The organism is Herbidospora sp. RD11066 (genome assembly GCF_054661255.1).
In genome coordinates this window covers 263,822-283,288 of sequence record NZ_BAAGDO010000009.1, presented here as the reverse complement: position 1 = coordinate 283,288, position 19,467 = coordinate 263,822, and the positions used below count along the sequence as shown (strand labels likewise).

The 19,467-nt window shown below is 69.6% G+C and carries 22 protein-coding genes and 1 tRNA gene; 5 read left to right on the top strand and 18 right to left on the bottom strand.

Annotation, left to right across the window (positions count from 1 at the left end; translation table 11 throughout):
- Window positions 1-126: 126 nt before the first annotated feature.
- The 10 genes from ACYQ78_RS30890 to ACYQ78_RS30845 form a co-directional block, all read right to left on the bottom strand.
- The gene (locus ACYQ78_RS30890) at window positions 127-666 is read right to left on the bottom strand and encodes a hypothetical protein (RefSeq protein ID WP_459804479.1); all 540 of its coding nucleotides are present in this window, start codon (window positions 664-666) and stop codon (window positions 127-129) included.
- Window positions 633-1,142 (bottom strand): hypothetical protein, encoded by a 510-nt coding sequence (locus ACYQ78_RS30885; protein ID WP_459804478.1) that lies wholly within the window; start codon window positions 1,140-1,142, stop codon window positions 633-635. Before ACYQ78_RS30885 ends, ACYQ78_RS30890 begins: the two co-directional genes overlap by 34 nt.
- A gap of 142 nt (window positions 1,143-1,284) precedes the next feature.
- Window positions 1,285-1,677, bottom strand: coding sequence for a 50S ribosomal protein L7/L12 (gene rplL, locus ACYQ78_RS30880; protein ID WP_459804477.1), 393 nt, complete (start codon window positions 1,675-1,677; stop codon window positions 1,285-1,287).
- Window positions 1,678-1,758: 81 nt separating this feature from the next.
- The gene (gene rplJ, locus ACYQ78_RS30875; protein WP_459804476.1) at window positions 1,759-2,310 is read right to left on the bottom strand and encodes a 50S ribosomal protein L10; all 552 of its coding nucleotides are present in this window, start codon (window positions 2,308-2,310) and stop codon (window positions 1,759-1,761) included.
- Between the two features lie 238 nt (window positions 2,311-2,548).
- On the bottom strand, window positions 2,549-3,370 hold the full coding sequence (locus tag ACYQ78_RS30870) for an LppX_LprAFG lipoprotein (protein ID WP_459804475.1): 822 nt from the start codon (window positions 3,368-3,370) through the stop codon (window positions 2,549-2,551).
- Between the two features lie 142 nt (window positions 3,371-3,512).
- Window positions 3,513-4,223, bottom strand: a complete 711-nt coding sequence (rplA, locus tag ACYQ78_RS30865; protein WP_459804474.1) for a 50S ribosomal protein L1 — start codon at window positions 4,221-4,223, stop codon at window positions 3,513-3,515.
- Between the two features lie 91 nt (window positions 4,224-4,314).
- Window positions 4,315-4,746, bottom strand: coding sequence for a 50S ribosomal protein L11 (gene rplK / locus ACYQ78_RS30860; RefSeq protein ID WP_030451515.1), 432 nt, complete (start codon window positions 4,744-4,746; stop codon window positions 4,315-4,317).
- A 121-nt stretch (window positions 4,747-4,867) separates the two neighbouring features.
- Window positions 4,868-5,641: a transcription termination/antitermination protein NusG gene (nusG, locus tag ACYQ78_RS30855; protein ID WP_459804473.1), complete on the bottom strand. Its 774-nt coding sequence runs from the start codon at window positions 5,639-5,641 to the stop codon at window positions 4,868-4,870.
- 43 nt (window positions 5,642-5,684) lie between these two features.
- On the bottom strand, window positions 5,685-5,939 hold the full coding sequence (gene secE / locus ACYQ78_RS30850) for a preprotein translocase subunit SecE (protein WP_030451517.1): 255 nt from the start codon (window positions 5,937-5,939) through the stop codon (window positions 5,685-5,687).
- 72 nt (window positions 5,940-6,011) lie between these two features.
- A tRNA-Trp gene (locus ACYQ78_RS30845) sits at window positions 6,012-6,084 on the bottom strand.
- Window positions 6,085-6,266: 182 nt separating this feature from the next.
- Here ACYQ78_RS30845 and ACYQ78_RS30840 point away from each other — a divergent pair.
- Entirely contained in the window at window positions 6,267-7,466 is a 1,200-nt protein-coding gene (locus ACYQ78_RS30840) for a pyridoxal phosphate-dependent aminotransferase (RefSeq protein ID WP_459804472.1), read from the top strand.
- Here the strand turns inward: ACYQ78_RS30840 and ACYQ78_RS30835 are convergent.
- From ACYQ78_RS30835 to ACYQ78_RS30820, 4 genes are read right to left on the bottom strand one after another with little or no spacing between them, the layout of a single operon-like run.
- Window positions 7,463-8,026 carry a hypothetical protein gene (locus ACYQ78_RS30835; RefSeq protein WP_459804471.1) on the bottom strand — a complete coding sequence of 188 codons (564 nt, stop codon included), beginning with the start codon at window positions 8,024-8,026 and terminating at the stop codon, window positions 7,463-7,465. The two genes, ACYQ78_RS30840 and ACYQ78_RS30835, sit on opposite strands and share 4 nt — an antisense overlap.
- On the bottom strand, window positions 8,013-8,498 hold the full coding sequence (locus ACYQ78_RS30830; RefSeq protein WP_459804470.1) for a SigE family RNA polymerase sigma factor: 486 nt from the start codon (window positions 8,496-8,498) through the stop codon (window positions 8,013-8,015). The genes ACYQ78_RS30835 and ACYQ78_RS30830 overlap by 14 nt, the downstream gene beginning before the upstream one ends.
- 36 nt (window positions 8,499-8,534) lie before the next feature.
- Window positions 8,535-9,449 (bottom strand): PASTA domain-containing protein, encoded by a 915-nt coding sequence (locus tag ACYQ78_RS30825; RefSeq protein ID WP_459804469.1) that lies wholly within the window; start codon window positions 9,447-9,449, stop codon window positions 8,535-8,537.
- Entirely contained in the window at window positions 9,446-9,940 is a 495-nt protein-coding gene (locus ACYQ78_RS30820; protein ID WP_459804468.1) for a SigE family RNA polymerase sigma factor, read from the bottom strand. The genes ACYQ78_RS30825 and ACYQ78_RS30820 overlap by 4 nt, the downstream gene beginning before the upstream one ends.
- Before the next feature lie 72 nt (window positions 9,941-10,012).
- On the opposite strand from ACYQ78_RS30820, the gene ACYQ78_RS30815 reads away from it, so the two are divergent.
- A complete protein-coding gene (locus tag ACYQ78_RS30815; RefSeq protein WP_459804467.1) occupies window positions 10,013-11,038 on the top strand; it encodes an adenosine deaminase in 1,026 nt (341 codons plus the stop codon).
- Between the two features lie 26 nt (window positions 11,039-11,064).
- Here the strand turns inward: ACYQ78_RS30815 and ACYQ78_RS30810 are convergent, their stop codons facing one another.
- The 4 genes from ACYQ78_RS30810 to ACYQ78_RS30795 are packed head-to-tail and all read right to left on the bottom strand — an operon-like array spanning window position 11,065 to window position 16,328.
- Complete coding sequence (locus tag ACYQ78_RS30810; protein WP_459804466.1) at window positions 11,065-11,775, bottom strand: hypothetical protein; 711 nt, start codon at window positions 11,773-11,775, stop codon at window positions 11,065-11,067.
- On the bottom strand, window positions 11,762-12,319 hold the full coding sequence (locus ACYQ78_RS30805; protein WP_459804465.1) for an RNA polymerase sigma factor: 558 nt from the start codon (window positions 12,317-12,319) through the stop codon (window positions 11,762-11,764). Before ACYQ78_RS30805 ends, ACYQ78_RS30810 begins: the two co-directional genes overlap by 14 nt.
- Window positions 12,306-14,336, bottom strand: coding sequence for an ATP-binding protein (locus tag ACYQ78_RS30800; protein ID WP_459804464.1), 2,031 nt, complete (start codon window positions 14,334-14,336; stop codon window positions 12,306-12,308). The genes ACYQ78_RS30805 and ACYQ78_RS30800 overlap by 14 nt, the downstream gene beginning before the upstream one ends.
- Before the next feature lie 24 nt (window positions 14,337-14,360).
- A complete protein-coding gene (locus ACYQ78_RS30795) occupies window positions 14,361-16,328 on the bottom strand; it encodes an ATP-binding protein (RefSeq protein WP_459804463.1) in 1,968 nt (655 codons plus the stop codon).
- A 105-nt stretch (window positions 16,329-16,433) separates the two neighbouring features.
- Between ACYQ78_RS30795 and ACYQ78_RS30790 the strand changes: the two genes are divergently transcribed.
- The 3 genes from ACYQ78_RS30790 to ACYQ78_RS30780 all read left to right on the top strand — a co-directional run bounded on the left by ACYQ78_RS30790 (window position 16,434) and on the right by ACYQ78_RS30780 (window position 19,390).
- Window positions 16,434-17,162 carry a class I SAM-dependent methyltransferase gene (locus ACYQ78_RS30790; RefSeq protein WP_459804462.1) on the top strand — a complete coding sequence of 243 codons (729 nt, stop codon included), beginning with the start codon at window positions 16,434-16,436 and terminating at the stop codon, window positions 17,160-17,162.
- 128 nt (window positions 17,163-17,290) lie between these two features.
- On the top strand, window positions 17,291-17,977 hold the full coding sequence (locus ACYQ78_RS30785; protein ID WP_459804461.1) for a response regulator transcription factor: 687 nt from the start codon (window positions 17,291-17,293) through the stop codon (window positions 17,975-17,977).
- A 30-nt stretch (window positions 17,978-18,007) separates the two neighbouring features.
- Window positions 18,008-19,390: a sensor histidine kinase gene (locus ACYQ78_RS30780; RefSeq protein WP_459804460.1), complete on the top strand. Its 1,383-nt coding sequence runs from the start codon at window positions 18,008-18,010 to the stop codon at window positions 19,388-19,390.
- Window positions 19,391-19,467 lie beyond the last annotated feature (77 nt).

The window sequence follows — 19,467 nt, the reverse complement described above, 5'->3', positions numbered from 1 at the left end:
AGTCCGCTAACGCTCTGTCACACGGAAGCCCCAACGATGACCGTCGATCGACCTTCCGACGCCCTGGACTTTCCCGTACACGCCTGAACCAAAACACAAACGTGACTAACAATTGGGTCGCGCGGCTCAGCGGATGGGCGTGTTGCCGATCAGAGTCGACAGGCCGGACACGAGCCAGCGACCGTCCGTAACCACCATGACCAGCCGCGCCCGGTTCTGTACGACCTCGGCCGGCCCCTCGGTCTGGCTGGTGGTCGTGTTGAGGAAAACCAGCACTTTGACCCTTTCGGGAGTGGCCTCCTCGACCGCCACGGCGGCCACCGTCGCCTGCTGCACCTTCTGCTGGCGACGCACCTGCGGGATGAACGTCCCGGCCAGGTTGGTGTACTGCTCGGCCAGCGGGCCGGTCGCGTGGCTGCGGGCCCTGGCCAGGTCGGCCTCGATGGTCCGGTGGTCGTAGGAGAGCATGTCGGCCGCGTAGGAACGCGCCGCCTGGGCGGCCTCCGCGGCCGCCGCCGAGGTGTTCTGTGCCCGCCTGAGGTCGAGATACAGCCAGCCGAGGACGCCCAGGGCCAGCACGACCAGCACCACGAGCAGCGACGTCAGCCGGAGGGCCCGCTGGACGACGGCCATCACGACACCAGCTCCGCCGCCGCGACCAGCCACTGGCCGCTCTCCTTGGCCAGGTCCATGCGCCAGCGGTAGAAGCGCTCCTCGGGCTCGTCGCCCTCGCGGCCGGTGAAGTCGATCATCACGTCGGCGACCACGAGCACCTGGGCCCGGGTGCCCTCGGCGTTCATCGACGCCAGCCCGGCGCCCCGTAGCACCCCGGTCTGGAGCACCTTGTCCTTCATCACCGTCGCGCGCGCCGCGGCCTGCTCACGTTCGTAGCGGGCCCTGGTCTCCCCCGTCGAGGTCGACAGCACCCGGCGGAAGGCCGTGTCGAAGGTGCGGTGGTCGAGCGACATCAGGCTGACGGCGTGGGTGGAGGCGGCCGTCACCGCGGCGGCCTCATCGGCCTCCCTCGCCAGCGCGCCTGATCTGAGCGTGGCGACCCACCCGATGGCGGCGCCCAGAAGGACGACGGCGGCCAGCAGGGCCAGGTTGAGACGACGAGGGGCCTCACGGCGGATCCTGGCCACGGCGGGATTGTAATCGGGCTTATCGAACGCCGGTTCAAAACAGACGGAATGGGCCTGAAGATCCGCGTACCGAAATAGCCCGGAAATGCCGAAAGCGGCCCGCCCAGGCACCTGGAGCGGACCGCTTCGCGGGACGTGCAGACTACTTGACGGTGACCTTGGCGCCGGCGCCCTCGAGGGCAGCCTTGGCCTTCTCCGCCTGCTCCTTGTTGACCTTGCCGTCGAAGACCGACTTGGGAGCGCCGTCGACGAGGTCCTTGGCCTCCTTGAGGCCCAGGCTGGTCAGAGCGCGGATCTCCTTGATGACCTGGATCTTCTTGTCGCCGGCGGCCTCGAGGATGACCTCGAACTCGTCCTGCTCCTCGGCCTCTTCGGCCGGAGCGGCGCCACCGGGGCCGGCAACGGCCACGGCCGCGACCGGGGCGGCGGCCTTGACGTCGAAGGTCTCCTCGAACAGCTTCACGAAGTCGGACAGCTCAAGGAGGGTCATCTCCTTGAAAGCGTCGAGCAGCTCGTCGGTGCTGAGCTTCGCCATGATGGTTCCTCCATAAGGATCGTGCTGAAAACGTGGAAAAGGGACCGCGGTTTGCGTTTCCCCCCGCTCGCGCGGACCTGCTTATTCGGCGGACTCCGCCGGCGCCGCAGGCGCAGAGGACTCTTCGCGCTTCGCGCGCAGGGCCTCGGCCAGACGAGCCATCTGCGTGGGCAGCGCGGCGAAGGTGGCGGCAGCGGTGGACTGCTTGGCCTTCAGGGCACCGGCCAGCTTCGAGAGGAGAACCTCTCGCGACTCGAGGTCAGCAAGCTTGGAGATCTCGGAGGGGTTCATCGCCTTGCCGTCGACGACACCACCCTTGATCACCAGAAGGGGGTTGGCCTTGGCGAACTCACGCAGACCCTTGGCGGCCTCCACCACGTCGCCCTTGACGAACGCGATCGCGGTCGGGCCGTAGAGCAGGTCGTCGAGGACCGTGATCCCGGCGTTGTTCGCCGCGATCTTGGCCAGCGTGTTCTTCGCCACGGCGAACTTCGCATGCCCACCGAGAGAGACGCGCAGCTGCTTGAGCTGGGCGACGGTGAGCCCGCGGTATTCGGTCAGAACGGCGGCGTTGCTGCCATCGAACTCAGCCTTGAGCTCATCGACAGCGCCGCCCTTTTCCGCCTTCGCCATGGGCCTCCTTCCAGATGTGCCGCCGGAAGGGTAGAGAAGACCCCAGAAAACAGACGAGCCCCGGGCGCAGGGGCGCACGGGGCTCTCAGCAAGCACGGAACGGCTTGGCAGAGGCTCTCAGTCACACCTGCGCGGGTCGCCCACAAAGTGGGACCTTCGGTCACCGGGATACACACCCGGAGACAACCGGCGGTCTTTGGCAGGACTAAGAGTACGGTGTCAAGGCCGCAACGCCAAATCAGCCGCCCAGGGGCATGTTCTTGGGCAGGTCGCCCACCTGGTCGGCGGCCGGCGCGGCGATCTCGAGCTTCTCGTTGAACGACTTGAACAGCAGGGTGGCGGAGAAGCTCGCACCGCTCTCGGCGCCGTTGATGCCGATCTTGCGCGGCAGCCCGTCGGCGTCGATCCAGGCGTCGAACTTCACGTTCTTCAGGTGCGACAGCTGACCCTTGACCTGCTCCTGGGTCTTCTGCGGCAGCAGCAGCACCGCGGCATCGGCCGGGAACGTGCCCGAGTAGTGGGTGGTGTCGACGCCGTTGACCGACTCGGTGCCGACGGCCTTGACGTCCTTGGACGCGGTCAGCAGCGTGACGCTCGTCTTCAGGTCGATCTGCTGGGCCTGCTCGAGGAACTGCCCGGCGGCCTCGGCGCCCCCGGCCTGCTTCAGGTCGACCTTCACCCACGGCTTCTCGGTGCCGAGGACGGCCTTCAGCATGTCCATCTTCACGTAGGCGATCTCGTCGGCCAGGATGACCCGCAGGCCACCCGGAACGTTCTGACCACCGAAGGACACCTGGCTGAGCGTCACGTCGGAGGCGAGGGAGGGCTTCTGCTGGAACAGCATGCTGCCCTGGACGCTCCCCTTCTGGCCCTTCGGATCGGCGAAGTCGATCACGATGTCGGCGCTGTAGGAGTCGATCGAGTCCGCCTTCTGGGCGGTCTGCTGGATGGCCTCGGCGGCGGAGAGCTTGACGTCCCCCAGCGGCTGGGCAGACGTGGTTCCGCAACCCGCGACCGCGAGGGCGGCGACGACCCCGGCGGCCACTAAGAATCTGCGCATTTTGTCAATCCCTTCGTCGGCCCGAGCCTACGTGGGGCCGTTCTGACGCGCGTTCCTGTCCTCAGGATTCGCACAGAAAAGACACAATCCCCGTCCGGTACCCGGACGGGGATTGTTCAGACCTTTTCGATCAGTTGAATGATCAGGCGACGTCTTCGACGGTCACGCGGACGACGTTGGGGTCGACCGGGATGCCGGGGCCCATCGAGGTCGCGAAGGTGACCTTCTTGAGGTAGCGGCCCTTGGCGGCGGACGGCTTGAGACGCAGCACCTCGTCGAGGGCGGCGGCGTAGTTCTCCAGGAGCTGACGCTCCTCGAAGGACGCCTTGCCAATGATGAAGTGCAGGTTCGCGTGCCGGTCGACACGGAACTCGATCTTGCCGCCCTTGATCTCGGTGACGGCCTTGCCGACGGCCGGGGTGACGGTGCCGGTCTTCGGGTTGGGCATGAGGCCACGGGGACCGAGCACGCGGCCCAGGCGGCCGACCTTGCCCATGAGGTCGGGGGTGGCCACGACGGCGTCGAAGTCGAGGCGGCCCTTGGCGACCTCGTCGATGAGCTCGTCGGCGCCGACGATGTCGGCACCCGCGGCGCGGGCCTCCTCGGCACGGTCACCGGTCGCGAAGACCAGGACCCGGGCGGTCTTACCGGTGCCGTGCGGGAGGTTGACGGTGCCGCGGACCATCTGGTCGGCCTTGCGCGGGTCGACGCCCAGACGCAGGGCGACCTCGACGGTGGCGTCGAACTTGGTGCTCGCGGTCTTCTTCGCCAGCTTGACCCCGTCGATCGGGCTCAGCAGGGCGTCGCGGTCGATCTGCGCCGCCGCGTTCTTCCAGCTCTTGCTGCGCTTCACAGCTACATCTCCTGAAGGGAGTTCGTGGTACGGGCCGCGCTAGGCCCTTCCACTGTGGTCAAGGTGCCGTGCCTGTTCGGAACGGCGGGTACTACTCGGCGATCGTGATGCCCATGGAACGGGCGGTGCCGGCGATGATGCGCTCGGCCATCTCGATGTCGTTGGCGTTCAGGTCGGGCATCTTCTGCTCGGCGATGGCGCGCAGCTGCTCCTTGGAGAGCTGGCCGACCTTCGTCTTGAGCGGGTTGTTCGAACCGCTCTTGAGACCGAGGGCCTTCTTGATCAGCTCGGGCGCCGGAGGCGTCTTGGTGACGAACTGGAAGGTGCGGTCTTCGAAGATGGTGATCTCGACGGGGATGATGTTGCCCCGCTGGGACTCCGTCGCAGCGTTGTACTGCTTGACGAACTCCATGATGTTGACGCCGTGGGGACCGAGGGCGGTACCGACCGGCGGGGCGGGGGTGGCCTGGCCAGCGGGAAGCTGGACCTTCACCAACGCCGCGATCTTCTTCTTGGGAGGCATGACTCTCTCCGGGTCCTGTTTGGGTGATGCGTTCCCCCGGCGAAACGGAGGGGGAACATGTCGGCGAGCCGCCCTTCGCGAAGGAGCGGCTCGACCGAACGTCTAATTGTAGGCGACAGCCTCAGATCTTCGAGACCTGGTTGAACGAGAGCTCCACCGGAGTCTCTCGGCCGAAGATCGACACCAGCACCTTGAGCTTCTGCGACTCGGGGCTGATCTCGCTGACCGAGGCCGGGAGCGTGGCGAACGGGCCGTCCATGACGGTGACCGACTCGCCGATCTCGAACTCGACGGTCGAGGCGGACGCCTTGCTGGCGGCCTTCTTGACCTCTTCGGTCGGCTCGGGCGCCAGCAGCTTGGCGACCTCGTCGAGGTTCAGGGGGCTGGGCTTGTTGGACAGGCCGACGAACCCGGTGACGCCCGGCGTGTTGCGGACCGCCGCCCACGACTCGTCGGTGAGCTCCATGCGGACCAGGACGTAGCCCGGCAGCACGCGCTCCTTGATCGGGGTCTTCTTGCCGCCCTTGAACTCGGTGACCGTGTGGGTCGGCACCTCGACCTGGAAGATGTAGTCCTCCATGTTGAGGCTGCCGGTGCGGCTCTCGATGTTCTGCTTCACGCGGTTCTCGTAGCCGGCGTAGGAGTGGATCACATACCACTCGCCGAGCTGACCGCGGAGCTGGCGCTTGAACTCCTCGACGGGGTCGACGTCGGGGAGGATGTCGCCGTCTTCGTCGACGTTGGCTTCGACGTCGGAGTCGGCGGCGACGGAAGCCTCAGCCTCGGTGGCCTCGTCGGCTTCCGCAGCGTCGTCAGCGGCCTCGTCGACCTCTTCAACGGCCTCGTCGTCCCACTCGTCGCGGGAGTCGTCGGCGTGCAGCGGAGACTCGGACACGATGGCTTTTCCTCTTTCCGTCGGGTTTTACGTGCGGAGCGGGTCAGGAACCGAAGACCGCCAGCACACCCTGCGTCAAAAGGAAGTCCAGTGCGGAAACGATTCCGACCATGATCAGGCAGAAAACAAGGACCACGATGGTGTAGTTGATCAGCTCCTTGCGCGTCGGCCAGATGACCTTGCGGAGCTCCGCTACAGCCTGCCGGTAGAAAAGGGCAGGGGTGGTGCGCTTGGCCTTCTTCTCGCCACTCGGCTTTTCCGGCTGAGCCGCGGCCTCGCCGCGCGTGTCGATCGCCACAGTCCTCACCTGATCCGTCGTGTCCATCGCATCTGGCGGCTCATACGCCCTTAGTGCGCGGACCGCACTCCGCAGGGCACGAGGGACTCGAACCCCCAACCGCCGGTTTTGGAGACCGGTGCGCTACCAATTGCGCTAGTGCCCTAAGCCGTGCACCACACTACAGGAGAACGGGCGTGCCGTTCACCGCCGTTGTGGCCCACTAGACGCTGAAGTGTACGCATGATCGAGCACTTCGTCGAACCAGTACGGCCGCGCAGGTCAACGGTACCGTCCGCATCGTGGAAATGGCGGGGTGGCCGGATACCGGTCTGAAAACATGTGAACATGAACCGCATCTCCGCGCGTGTCGCCGCGATTTCCGAGTCAGCCACCCTCGCCGTCGATGCCCGGGCCAAGGCCATGAAGGCCGCAGGTCGGCCCGTGATCGGGTTCGGTGCCGGGGAGCCCGACTTCCCCACGCCCGCCTACATCGTCGAGGCCGCCGTGGCCGCCTGCGCCGAGACGCGGTTCCACAAGTACACGCCGCCGGGCGGGCTGCCCGAGCTGAAGCAGGCCATCGCGGCCAAGACGCTGCGCGACTCCGGCTTCGAGGTCGACCCCGGCCGGGTGCTGGTCACCAACGGCGGCAAGCACGCCGTCTACGCGGCCTTCGCGACCTTGCTCGACCCGGGCGACGAGGTGCTGGTCGTGGCCCCCTACTGGACCACCTACCCCGAGGCGATCAAGCTGGCCGGGGGCGTCCAGGTCGACGTGCTCACCGACGAGACCAGCGGTTATCTGGCCTCGGTGGAGCAGCTGGAGGCCGCGCGGACCGGGCGGACCAAGGCGCTGCTGTTCGTGTCGCCGTCCAACCCGACCGGGGCGGTCTACTCCCCCGAGCAGGTCGAGGCGATCGGCCGCTGGGCGGTCGAGCATGATCTGTGGGTCGTCACCGACGAGATCTACGAGCATCTCGTGTACGGCTCCACGACGTTCACCAGCATCGCGACCGCCGTCCCCGAGCTGGCCGACAAGGTCGTGGTGCTCAACGGCGTGGCGAAGACCTACGCGATGACGGGCTGGCGGGTGGGCTGGCTGATCGGGCCGTCCGACGTGGTGAAGGCGGCCACCAACCTGCAGTCCCACTCGACGTCGAACGTGTCGAACGTGGCCCAGGCGGCGGCGCTGGCGGCGGTTTCGGGTGATCTGTCGGCGGTGGCGGAGATGCGGGTCGCCTTCGACCGGCGCCGCCAGGCGATGGTCCGCACGCTGAACGAGATCCCGGGCGTGGTCTGCCCCGAGCCGCTGGGGGCGTTCTACGCCTACCCGTCGGTCAAGGAGCTGATCGGCAAGGAGATCCGCGGTAAGCGGCCCGCGTCGTCGGTCGAGTTGGCCGAGCTGGTGCTGGAGGAGGCCGAGGTGGCGGTCGTCCCGGGCGAGGCGTTCGGCACGCCGGGCTATTTCCGGCTCTCGTACGCCCTGGGCGACGACGACCTCGCCGAAGGGATCGCCCGCCTGGGCAAGCTCTTCGGCGAGGCCCGCTAGCGGATCGAGATCCCCTCGACGACCTTCTCCAGGTCGGTGCCGTCTGTGAAGACCGTCACGGCCAGGCCCGGTTCGACGACCCAGAGGAAGTAGCGGCCGGTCGCCCCCGTCGCGAGGCTGCCCCGGCGGCCGGCGATCTCCGCGGTCGTGCTCCTCACCGGGATGACCTGCTCGTTTCGGTGGAAGGCCGGGTCGTCCCTGACGCCCTCGCCCCGGTAGACGTTGAGCGTGATCACCTGGCCCTGGCCGCGCCAGGTGGCGGTGGTGCAGTCGATGTCCCTCTCCATCGCGTAGGACTTGGCGGGCTCGGAAACGAGGCCGGGCGGCAGGTGGTCGAGGTCCACCGAAACGACCCGGTCGGGAGATGCGGCCACCGTGCCGAGGCTCTGGGGGATGAGGAACCACCCCACGGCGGCGAGGAGGGGGACGATCAGCGCCGCCAGGCGGGTTCGCCACTTCCTGCGGTGGGTCCGCTGTTCGACGCGTTCGGCCAGGTCGGGGGCGATCACCAGACCCGCCGTTTCGGCGGTCATGGCCGCCTTGAGGTCATGTTCCAGCATGGGTCACCTCCTCGCCCAGCAGGGTGCGTAAGCGGGCCATGGCCTTGGCGGTCTGGCTCTTCACCGTGCCGGTGGTGCAGCCGAGGATCTCGGCGGTCTGGGTTTCGGTCAGGTCCTCCCAGTAGCGCAGCACGATCACCGCGCGTTGCCGGGGTGGCAGGGCTCGCAGGCCGTCCATGAGGACGTGGCGTAGGACCACGTCGTCGGGTGGCGCCGGGCGTTCGGGGGGCGATCCCGTGGGGATGATCCGCAGGATCGCCCGTCGTCTGGCCCGGCTGATGACGGTGTTGACGATGATGCGCCGTACATAGGGCTCCGGATCGCGCCCGTCGATCCGGGACCAGTTGCGGCAGGCCTTCTCCAGGGCCGTCTGCAGCACGTCTTCCGCCTCATGGACGGACCCGCAGGTGAGGTACGCCGTCCGGAGCAGCGCCGTGCCCCGGGCGGCGACGAATTCCGCGAATCCCGTCATGCCCTCACATACGCCTGACCGATCGAGGAGGTTGCCCTACTTCTCCTGGCGGATGTGGTCGAGCACCTTGACGATCTCCACGCGGGCCTTCGACTCGCCGAGGGAGGCGCTGTAGTCGGGGCTGAACAGGACCTGGACGGCCATCCCGCCGTCGAAGAAGCGGGTGGCGGTGAGGGTGGTCGAGGGGCCCAGCTTGGCCGGCTGGCCGCCCTCGTCGAAGACGCTCAGGTAGGCCTCTCCGGGGCCGACCTTCTCGCCGGTCCGCCACGACGGACTCGGTTCGTGGGTGACGATCACCTGGACCGAGTACATGCCCTCCCCGAGGCCGGCGACGGCGTAGGGGACGGTGGCCGACTTCTTGCCGAAACCGCCCTCGTAGGAGTTGCCGGTCCAGGCGACGCCCTCGGGGAGGTAGCCGACGTGGATGCCCATCCAGGTCAGGCCGTCGCCGAGGTCGCCCAGGTCGGAGATCTTGCCGACAGCCTCGGGCGAGGCGGTCGGCGCCGGCGTCGGGACGGTGATCCTGACGGTGGCGGCCTCTTCGGCCACGGCTCCGGCGGACGGGTCCATCTGGAGCACCTTGGTGCCGGGGGGCACCGCGATGTCCTCGTCGTCGATGCCCTCGGCGACGATCCTGGGGGTGAAGCCGGCCTTCTCCAGCGTGACGAAGGCCTCCTTGACGCCCATGCCGACCACGTCGGGCACCACGATGCCGGGCACCGCCAGGGCGGGCGCGCTCTCGCTCGCCGGTCCCGAGGTCTCGGCGGTGCTGGTCAGCACGATGGGGACGGTCACGGCGACGGCCGCGGTGACGAGCACGGCTCCGGCCGTACGGAAACGGGTCAGTGAACGGCGGCGGCGGCGCCGGACGGCGGCTCCCATCGACGGCGGGGCGTAGACCTCGTCGACCCGGGCGCGCATCGCCTCTTTCAGTGCTTCCTCGACGTTCATGCGGGCACTCCTTCAACCATTGCCTGTCTGATCCTGGTGAGCCCCCGCGCCGCCTGGCTCTTCACCGTGCCGACCGAGCAGCCGAGCAGGGCGGCCGTCTCGATCTCCGACTGGTCCTCCCAGTAGCGCAGGACCAGCACGGCGCGCATCCGGGCGGGCAGTTTGCGCAGTTCGGCGAGCATCGCCTCGCGCAGACCGAGGTCCGGGCCGTCGACGGGGGTGTCGGGTGGCGCGGCGAAGGTGATCTCCTGGATCACCTTGCGGCGGCGCGAGCGGGTGATGGCGCTGTTGACCACCACTTTCCTGGCGTAGGCCTCCGGGTTGTCGGACCGGATGCGGGACCAGTGGCGGTAGACCTTCTCCAGCGCGCCCTGGACGAGATCCTCGGCGTCGTGCGCGCTGGCGCCGCAGACGAGGATCGCGGTCCGGAGCAGCGCCGTACTTCGCGCGGCCACGAACTCGTCGAAGGCCGCTTCGTCTTCATCGGTCATGGGCTCCCCTTTCGCTCGTCCACAACGCGCGAACCGGGTCCGAGGTTGAGTGCCGTGCGTCAGGATATGGAGATGCGGCGTCCACTCGACAAACTCCCCAAAGCACACCTCCACCTGCACTTCACCGGCTCGATGCGCCATTCGACGCTGATCGAGCTCGCCGAGCAGCAGGGGGTGCACCTGCCCGACGCGCTGGTGCAGGACTGGCCGCCGCAGCTGCACGCCACCGACGAGCGCGGCTGGTTCCGGTTCCAGCGCCTCTACGACATCGCCCGGTCGGTGCTGCGGCAGCCCGCAGACGTCTACCGGCTGGTCCGCGAGGCGGCCGAAGACGAGGCCAGAGAGGGGTCACGCTGGCTGGAGATCCAGGTCGACCCCTCCGGTTACGCCTCCCGGTTCGGCGGGCTGACCGAGACGCTGGAGCTGGCGCTCGACGCGGCCCGGCTGGCGGGTGAGTCGACCGGGGTGGGCGTGGCGGTGATCGTGGCGGCCAACCGCACCCGGCATCCGCTCGACGCCCGCACCCTCGCCCGGCTGGCCGGGCAGTTCGCCGACCAGGGCGTGGTCGGGTTCGGGCTGTCCAACGACGAGCGACGAGGCCGGGCGCGCGACTTCGACGCGGCGTTCCGGATCGCCAAGCGGGCCGGGCTGCTGGCCGTGCCCCACGGCGGTGAGCTGCTGGGCGCCCCGAGCGTGGCCGAGTGCGTCGACGACCTGGGGGCCGATCGCGTGGGTCACGGTGTACGCGCCGCGGAGAGCCCCCGGCTGATGGAACGGCTGGCCGACCGGCAGATCACCTGCGAGGTCTGCCCGCTGTCGAACGTGGGTCTGGGGGTGGCGAAGGGGCCTGAGGACGTACCGCTCAGGAGGCTCTTCGACGCCGGGGTGCCGATCGCGCTCGGCGCCGACGACCCGCTGCTGTTCGGAGCCCGGCTGCTGCCGCAGTACGAGCTGGCCAGGGACGTCTACGGGTTCTCCGACGCGGAGCTCGCCGAGCTGGCCCGCCAGTCGATCCGCTCGTCGGCGGCCCCCGAGCCGGTGAGGAAGGAGATCCTCGCCGACATCGACGCCTGGTTGGCGACTCCCGCCGCAGGCTGAGGCCGAAGGCTGAGGTCCGGCGCCGGTCAGCGGACCGACGAGGCGATCCTGATGGCTTCCGGCAGGGTGGGGACGCCTTCCAGGCGAAGGCCGACGCGGCCGATCTGCCAGATCAGCGTCGGGCCCGCCAGTCGCAGGGAGACCGGGTTCCCGCCACCCGCCGGCAGGTATTCGATGCCGTGCTGCTGCGGAATCCAGACCGCCGAAGTGGCGCCGATCATCGTCGATTGGGGGAACGGTTCGCCGAGTTGTTTGTGCCAGACCTCGCGCAGAGTGCCGTCGTACTGGTCGAGACGGATCCCGTCCCAGTACATGCTGACCACCTGACCGCCGTCGGCCACCCTGACCTGGTCGGGTTCGCCGAGCGCGGCCGGGACGACCAGCGGGAACGCCACCATCCGGCGGGCCTCGGCGAGGGCTGCGCTCGTCTCCGAGGGCAAGGGTTCTCCGGGCGACGCCGAAGGAAGCGGCTCCCGGTTCCCGACTTCGATCTCGACCCCCGCGAAACGCAGCACCTCGACGACGGCCGCGCGCCCCTGCGGGGTGGCGGCGACCAGCACCACCAGGAAGGCCGCCACGACGGCCACCAGGCGTTTCGTGGTGAAACGCGGCTTCCTGACGGGCTCCTGAAGAGCCGCCAAGACTCGCGCCTCCATGTCCCCCGGTGGCGGTGGCACGTGCAGCGACTCGCCCAGGGCGCGCAGTTCGGCTTCGAAGGCGTCGTCAGAGGAGTTCACGGTCCACCTCCTCCCGCAGTCGTCGCAGCCCCCGGTGGGTGCGGCTCTTCACCGAACCGATCGGGCAGCCGAGGATCTCCGCCGTCTCCGCTTCGGACAACTGCAGGAAGTACCGGCAGACCACCGCTTCGCGTTCCCGATCGGGCAGGGCCCGGACCGCCGCGAGCAACCGCGCCGACCGGTCGCCGGCCACCGCCGTGTCCTGCGGGTCTTCGGGGGTGTACGGCTCCCGCACCCCCGAAAGCCGGACCGAGAGATCGGCCCGCCGTCCCCGGGACCGGGTCAGGTTGTGGGTCTCGTTGGCGACGATCCGCAGCAGCCACGGCCGGAACGCCGAGTCGCGCCGGAAGGACCTCAGATGACGATAGGCCTTGACGAACGCCTCCTGGACCACGTCCTCGGCCTCGTCGCCGGCCCCGAGCAGGAACGCCGTGCGTTGGGCGATCGACGTGTACCGGCTGACCAGCGCCGCGTAGGCGCCCAGGTCACCGGAGAGCGCGCGGCCGACCGCGTCGTCGTCGGTCAGCGGGTCATCGGCATTCATCGGCGGGATGATTCCACCGCATGGCTCCCGAAATGGGAAGCCCGCCCAGGGCATAACCGACGCCCGCGTCGAGCGGCAGGCGCCGCCCCTCGCCGTAGGCCTCCAGGTAGTCGCGCTCCCCCAGCACCCGGCGGGTCCGCCGGTCGGTGCGGGCCCGCGACTCGACGAAGCCGGGCGGGGCGAAGTGGGTCGGGCCGAACTCCGACCACATCCGCTCCCCCACGCCCAGCAGGCGGGCCGCGCGCGGCGCGTCGCCCATCGCGACGGCGCAGGCGGCCAGGCGTTCGACGGCCATCGCGCTGCCCATGACGTCGCCCAGGCGCCAGACCGCGCGCAGGGAGGTGCGGGCGTAGCGATCGGCGGTGACGGCGTCGCCCCGGCCGAGTTCGGCGGCGGCCCTGATCTGGTCGCCCATCGAGCGGGCCCACTCCTCGCCGAGCGACTCGCACGCGGCCCGTTGGCGCTCCAGCACGAGCACCGCCTCGGCGGGGTCTCCCCGGCCGATGAGGGCCAGCGCGAGCAGCGACATGGCCGACAGGCGGGCGACGTAGCGGCCGCCGACGCGGTCGAGGTGGTCGATGGCCTCTTCGGCGAGCAGACGTACGGCGTCGAAGTCGCCCTGGAACAGCGCCAGGCCGGCGGCGCCGGTGCAGGCGTGGCCGATCGCGGCCGGGTCTTCCTGGGCCAGGGCGGCCTCGCGGGCCTGGGTGAGGCGGATGGCCATCTGGTCGTGGTCGCCCTGGGCGAAGGCGACGAACGCGGCCGACCACAGGGCGCGGGTGCGCTCGGGGCTGTCGGCGGTGTTACGTTCCAAGGCGCGATCGAGGTAGTAGCGGCCCTCGCGGGCGTGCCCGAGGCAGTACCAGACGAACCAGAGGCGGCCGACCAGGTCGAGGCCGATCGGGCTGGCGATGCTCCGGTCGAGGGCCAGCCGCAGGTTGGACATCTCGCCCCGGGCCCAGTCGGACCACGTCGCCTGGTTGGCGCCGCACCAGTCGGCCTCGGCGCGGCGGGCCACGGCGACGTAGTGGTCGCGGTGGCGGAGCATCATGTGCTCCTCCTCGCCGAGTTCGCGCAGCCACTCGCGGCCGTAGTCACGGATGGTGTCGAGCATGTGGAAGCGCTCGCCGATCGAGCAGACGACCGATTTCTCGGCCAGTTTCGCGAGCGTGCCGGGCACGTTGGGCAGCCGGTCGTCGCCGCAGACGTAGGCGGCGGCCTCGGCCTCGAACGTCCCGGCGAACACCGACAGCCGGGCCCAGAGCAACCGCTCCTCGGGGGTGCAGAGTTCGTGGCTCCAGCCGACCGAGGTGCGCAGCGCGGCGTGGCGGCCGGTGCGCCCGGGGTGGCCCGAGAGCAGTGCGAACCGGTCGTCGAGCCGGTCGGCGAGTTCTTCCGGGGTCATCGTGCGCAGCCGCCGGGCGGCCAGTTCGATGGCGAGCGGCAGGCCCTCCATGCGCCGGCAGAGCCGGGCCACCTCCTCGGTGGAGGCGAAGCCGGGGACGACGGCGGCGGCGCGTTCGGCGAACAGGTCGAGCGCCTCGGCCTCGGCCAGCGGGCAGACCCGGAACACGCGCTCGGCCGGATGCCCGAGCGGCTGACGGCTGGTGACCAGGAAGCGGACGCCGGGCGCCGCCGCGAGCACCTGCCCGACGAGGGTCCGGGCGGGCCCGAGGAGGTGTTCGACGGTGTCGAGGACGATCAGCAGACGATGGTCGGCGAGGTGCGCGGCCAGCACCTCGCCCTGGGGCCGGACCGACTGTTCCGGAAGGCCGAGCGCAGCGGAGACCGCGTGGGCGAGCAGATCGCCGTTGCGCTCGGCGGCCAATTCGGCCACCCGGACCGGCTCCAGGTGAACCTTGGCGTAAAGTTCCGCCGCGCGGAACGCCAGACGCGTCTTCCCCACGCCGCCCAGACCGGAGAGCGTCACCAGAGAAGACTCGGTGAGCAGTCGGCCGACCTCGGACAACTCCGCGTCTCGCCCGACGAACGTGCTTGTTTCCGCCGGAAGGTTCACGGCCGTCAGGCTTTCACGACACACTCACGTTTGCTGGACAGCGGTGGATAATTCTCTACCTCTGGTGGAGATTTCTAACGCCCGGTCGAGTCCCAGTCTCCGGCCGCGCGCCAACTCCGATCGGTAGGCCTCGTCGCCGAGTTCCGCGACCGCCAATCGGGCGCATTCGTCGTGGGCGGCGGTGAAGTGGCGGGAGCCGTACAGGGGAGAGCCGATCGACTCCCACACGACCGCCGCCGCCCCTTGCAGGAGCGCGGCACCGGCGGGGTCGCCGGTCCCGACCAGCACCAGTGCGAGCAGTTCGGCGTCGAGCACCGTGCCGATCAGATCGTTGAAGATCCTGCTGTACGTGAGCGACTCGCGCGCCAGCCGCTCGGCCCCGGCGTGGTCACCGGCCTGCCAGGCCAGGTGGGCCTCGACGTAGCAGACGTAGGAGAGCACCCACTTCTCGCCGTGGTCTTCGCACAGCCGCCGCACGTCGCGGCAGATCGCCCCGGCCGGTCCGAGCCGGCCGGTGAACGCCTGGGCCATGGCCAGTTCGATCTTGCCCATCAGCACGTGGGTGTCGAGCAGCCCCATGTCCTCGTATTCGGCCAGGGCGTGCAGCAGGAGCGGGATCGCCCGGTCGAGTTCGTCGCCGAGCATCGCCAGGGCGCCCAGCCGCTGGACCGCGCGGGCCCGCGACCGGTCGTCGCCGCGCTCGCGGCACTCGGCCAGCAGCGTCACGGCCCTGGAGGTGTCGCCCAGCATGATCGCGATGTATCCGGCCACCCACAGGGCCTTGGCCCGCTCGGGCGTGGGCGAGGCGTCGGAGTCGAGCACCTGGCCGAGCCAGTGGCGGCCCTCGCCCAGGTGGCCGCAGCAGATCCAGTAGAACCAGAGGGTGGCGGCCAGGTCGAGGCCGTCGCGCTCCTCGCCCGGGGTGGAGACGCAGAACTCCAGGGCGGCCCGGAAGTTGCCGTGTTCGGCGTGGGTGCGGGCGTAGATCGCCTGCTGGCCGGGCCCGAACCACTGCGACTCGCCGCGCCGGGCCAGCCGCAGGTAGTGGTTCTTGTGCTTGCGCCGCAGCCGGTCGTTCTCGTCGGGGCCGAGCCGGTGGAGCCACTCTTCGCCGTATTCGCGCACGGTGTCGAGCAGCCGATATTGCCCGCCCGACCGGGCCACGATCGACCGGTCGACCAGACTGCTCATGAGACCGAGCAGCTCATGGGCCGGGAGGGTCCGGTCGGCGCACACCTCTTCGGCGGCGGCCAGCCCGAACGACCCGGCGAACACCGACAGCCGCGCCCATAACAGGCGCTCGGCCGGGGAGCACAGCTCGTGGCTCAGCCCGATCGCCGCGCGCAGGCCGTCGAGCAGCCGGAAGCGGTCGTCGAGCCGCCGCACCAGCTCCTCGACCGGGAACTCCCCCAGCCGCACGGCGGCCAGCTCGATCGCCAGCGGGATGCCGTCGAGCCGCTCACAGAGCCCGCCGTCGTCGCCGACCGGCGCCGCGGCCCGGTCGGAGAGCAGTTCCAGTGCTTCGGTACGGGTCATCGGCGCCACCGAGAACAGGTGTTCCCCCGCGACGTCGAGCGGCTGACGGCTCGTGACCAGCACGCGCAGCCCGGGAGCGCCGCGCAGCAGTTGTTCGGACAGCTTGGCGCAGGCGTCGACCAGGCGGTCGGCGCCGTCGAGCACCAGCAGCGCCCGGCGGTCGGCCAGATGGGCGGTCAGCACCTCGTCGGCGGGCCGGGTGGTGCGGTCGGTCAGCCGCATCGCGTCGGCGACGGCATGGCTGAGCAGCTCGGGATCGCCCACCTTGACCAGGTCGGCGACGAACACGCCGTCGGGGAACCCGGCCTGGGCCACGGCCGCGACGCGCCCGGCCAGCCGGGACTTGCCGACCCCGCCCACGCCGGTCAGCGTCACCAGGCGGGAGACGTCGAGAAGGCGCGCGATCTCGGTGATCTCCGGTTCCCGGCCGATGAAACTGGTCACCTCGGCACGCATTAACGAATCGTAACTCTGTCGCGCCAGATGCCGCAGATAAGAATCGGCGCCATTCTCCGGGGCACTAGACTCGCTCGGACCGTCAGCAGCTGTGAATGAGGAGCCATGTCTGGGTACGACCGTGTAGTACAGCCCGCGGCCGGAGACGAAGCCCTGGAAAACCATCTGGGCGGCGACGAGGCGCGCAACTACCGGCAATACGAGATCGACATGGTGGCCCCACACGTCGGCCGGTCGATGCTGGAGATCGGCTCGGGTCTCGGCCACTTCGCCGAGCAGTGGCTGCCGCGCCTCGACCGGCTGGTCGTCAGCGACTTCGACCCCTACTGCGTCGAGCAGCTGGAGAAGCGGTTCGCCGACAACCCCGACGTCGGGGTCCTCCAGTTCGGCCTGCCGACCGACATCCCGCTTGAGGACAAGGTCGACACGGTCGTGCTGATGAACGTGCTGGAGCACATCGAGGAAGACGTCGAGGCGCTGCGCTCGCTGGCCCGCGTCACCCAGCCCGGCGGCAAGATCATCATCTGGGTGCCGGGCTACATGCAGCTCTACGGCGACTTCGACAAGAAGGTCGGCCACGTCACCCGCTACACGCCCAAGACGCTCGGCGCGACGGTCCGCGAGGCGGGGCTGGGCATCGACACCCTGAAGCCGATCAACTTCCTGGGCGGCATCGCCTGGTGGGCGGCCGTGCGCCGCGGCGGCGTCGGCTACCCCGACCCGCGCCTGGTCAAGATCTACGACCGCACCGTCGTGCCCGCGACGCGCTTCATCGAGCGGTTCATCACTCCGCCGTTCGGCCAGACCGTCTTCTGCGTCGCCACGGTCAAATAACTCAGGCTTTTCCCACCCTTCTCCTCCGGGCGCCACAGGCGTGGAGGAGAAGGTGTGGCGCATGAGACGCCACGATGTGACCGATATGGGGCTTTTAGTGGGAGAAAAGCACCATACTTGAGCTCGCCATGAGTGAGACCAGGATCCTCGTCGTCGAAGACGACCCGAACATCCGCGACATCATCGAGGTCGCCCTCCGCTTCCACGGGTTCACCGTCAAGGCGGTGGCGTGCGGACGCGACGCGTTGCGCGAGTTCGCCGAGCGCAGACCCGACCTCATCGTGCTCGACGTGATGCTCCCCGACATCGACGGGTTCGAGATCTGCCGCCGGGTCAGGGCCGAGGGCGCCACCACGCCCGTGATCTTCCTGACCGCGCGCGACACCGTCTCGGACACCGTTCGCGGGCTCACCATGGGAGGCGACGACTACGTCACCAAACCCTTCTCCGTGGAGGCGCTGGTCGCACGGGTCCGGGCGGTGCTGCGCCGGACGTCCGTGCCCGACGAGGCGGAGCGCCCCAGCCGTGACGTGCTGCGGGTCGCCGATCTCGAACTCGACGAGGCCCGCTGGGAGGTGCGCCGCGGCGGGACCAGGGTGGAGTTGTCACCGACCGAGTTCCGGCTCCTGGCCTTCCTGATGGAACACCCCGGGCTGGTGCTGACCAAACGGCAACTGCTCGACCAGGTCTGGGGGTACGGCGGATCGTCGCAGGTGCTGGAGACGTACATCTCCTATCTGCGGCGGAAGCTGGACCCGCTCGGACCACCTCTGATCCACACACAACGCGGTGTGGGATACGCTCTGCGGCCCTGACGACCGGGGCCAGACGAAATGGCGTTGACGATGTCGCTCCGCTCCCGGCTGCTGGCCGGGCTGCTCGCCGTGAGCACGATCCTGCTGGTGGTGCTGTCGGTCACGAGCGCGGTGGTGCTCGAACAGCACCTCACGAGCCGGCTGGAGAGCCAGCTGCTGGCCGCCACGGCGACCGCCACGCGGCGGGTCGACGCGGTGGAGTCGGTCACCCAGGCGCTCGCCGGATCGCCGTTCGCGGTCGCGCAGGTCAACCTCGAGAACCAGACCCCCAAGCTGGTCAACGGCGACTTCCCGCAGTCGGCGCGGGTGCCGGGCATGCTCACCGAGCTCGGCGTCGACCGGCTGGGCGGGCACGCCGCCGCCGGGCGCACCTTCCAGCTGGGTGACCATCTGCTGGCGAGCGCGGCCAAGGACCGTACCGGAACCAGCATCGTGGTCGTGGCGGTGCCACTCGACGCCGTCGGCGACCCGGTGCGGCACCTGCTGCTGGCCGAGCTCGTCACGGGCGGGCTGCTGATCGCGCTGCTGGCGCTCGGCGGGCGGCTGCTGATCGTCTCGGGCCTGTCCCCCCTCGACAGGATGTCGCGCACCGCGATGCGCATCGCCCAGGGCGGCGACCTGTCGGCCCGGATGCCCGAGGGAGCGACCGAGGTCGGGCGGCTGGGCGGCGCCGTCAACCTGATGCTCGACCGCATCTCCGGCGCCTTCCGCGACCGCTGGGCCTCCGAGGAGCGGGTGCGCCGCTTCGCCGCCGACGCCTCCCACGAACTGCGCACCCCGCTCTCGACGGTACGCGGCTACGCCGAGCTCTACCGCGCCGGCGCGATCCCGCCCGAGGAACTCCCCAAGATCATGGGCCGCATCGAGGACGAGGCCACCCGCATGGGCAACCTGGTCACCGAGATGCTGGAGCTGGCCCGCCTCGACAAGGGCGCCACCCTCAGCCTGGCCGCCACCGACCTGGCCGAGGTGGTCAGGGAGGCCGCCGCCGACGCGGGCGCGCTGAACCCCGGCTCCCCCATCGTCGTCAGCGCCCCCGACTCGCTGGTCGCCGTGGTCGACGAGGCCAGGATCCGGCAGATCATGGTGAACCTGCTGGCCAACGTCCGCGCCCACACCCCCGACGGCACCCCCGCGCTGATCCACCTCGACCAGGACGACACCCGGGTCCTCCTGGAGATCACCGACCAGGGCCCGGGGATGCAGCCCGAACAGGTCGCCCGCGCGTTCGACCGCTTCTCCCAGGGCTCGTCGGAACGCGCCACCGGCGGCGCCGGCCTCGGCCTGGCCATCGTGAAGGCCATCACCGACGCGCACGGCGGACGCTGCTGGATCACCTCGTCCCCGGGAAACGGAACGACCGTGCACGTGGCGTTGCCCACCGCGCGCACGGTCGTCATGAGCGAGGTCTAGGACCTGTTCTCCATGGTGTGATCACTTCTCACTGGAGTGGTTAGCTGAGACCATTCCCCAGAGAATCCAGCCTTCAG

Coding starts and splice junctions, on each gene's coding strand:
- rplL (WP_459804477.1), bottom strand. CDS start 1,677: ATGGCGAAGCTCAGCACCGACGAGCTGCTCGACGCTTTCAAGGAGATG.
- rplJ (WP_459804476.1), bottom strand. CDS start 2,310: ATGGCGAAGGCGGAAAAGGGCGGCGCTGTCGATGAGCTCAAGGCTGAG.
- ACYQ78_RS30870 (WP_459804475.1), bottom strand. CDS start 3,370: ATGCGCAGATTCTTAGTGGCCGCCGGGGTCGTCGCCGCCCTCGCGGTC.
- rplK (WP_030451515.1), bottom strand. CDS start 4,746: ATGCCTCCCAAGAAGAAGATCGCGGCGTTGGTGAAGGTCCAGCTTCCC.
- ACYQ78_RS30840 (WP_459804472.1), top strand. CDS start 6,267: ATGAACCGCATCTCCGCGCGTGTCGCCGCGATTTCCGAGTCAGCCACC.
- ACYQ78_RS30835 (WP_459804471.1), bottom strand. CDS start 8,026: ATGCTGGAACATGACCTCAAGGCGGCCATGACCGCCGAAACGGCGGGT.
- ACYQ78_RS30830 (WP_459804470.1), bottom strand. CDS start 8,498: ATGACGGGATTCGCGGAATTCGTCGCCGCCCGGGGCACGGCGCTGCTC.
- ACYQ78_RS30825 (WP_459804469.1), bottom strand. CDS start 9,449: ATGAACGTCGAGGAAGCACTGAAAGAGGCGATGCGCGCCCGGGTCGAC.
- ACYQ78_RS30820 (WP_459804468.1), bottom strand. CDS start 9,940: ATGACCGATGAAGACGAAGCGGCCTTCGACGAGTTCGTGGCCGCGCGA.
- ACYQ78_RS30815 (WP_459804467.1), top strand. CDS start 10,013: ATGCGGCGTCCACTCGACAAACTCCCCAAAGCACACCTCCACCTGCAC.
- ACYQ78_RS30805 (WP_459804465.1), bottom strand. CDS start 12,319: ATGAATGCCGATGACCCGCTGACCGACGACGACGCGGTCGGCCGCGCG.
- ACYQ78_RS30795 (WP_459804463.1), bottom strand. CDS start 16,328: ATGCGTGCCGAGGTGACCAGTTTCATCGGCCGGGAACCGGAGATCACC.
- ACYQ78_RS30790 (WP_459804462.1), top strand. CDS start 16,434: ATGTCTGGGTACGACCGTGTAGTACAGCCCGCGGCCGGAGACGAAGCC.
- ACYQ78_RS30785 (WP_459804461.1), top strand. CDS start 17,291: ATGAGTGAGACCAGGATCCTCGTCGTCGAAGACGACCCGAACATCCGC.
- ACYQ78_RS30780 (WP_459804460.1), top strand. CDS start 18,008: ATGTCGCTCCGCTCCCGGCTGCTGGCCGGGCTGCTCGCCGTGAGCACG.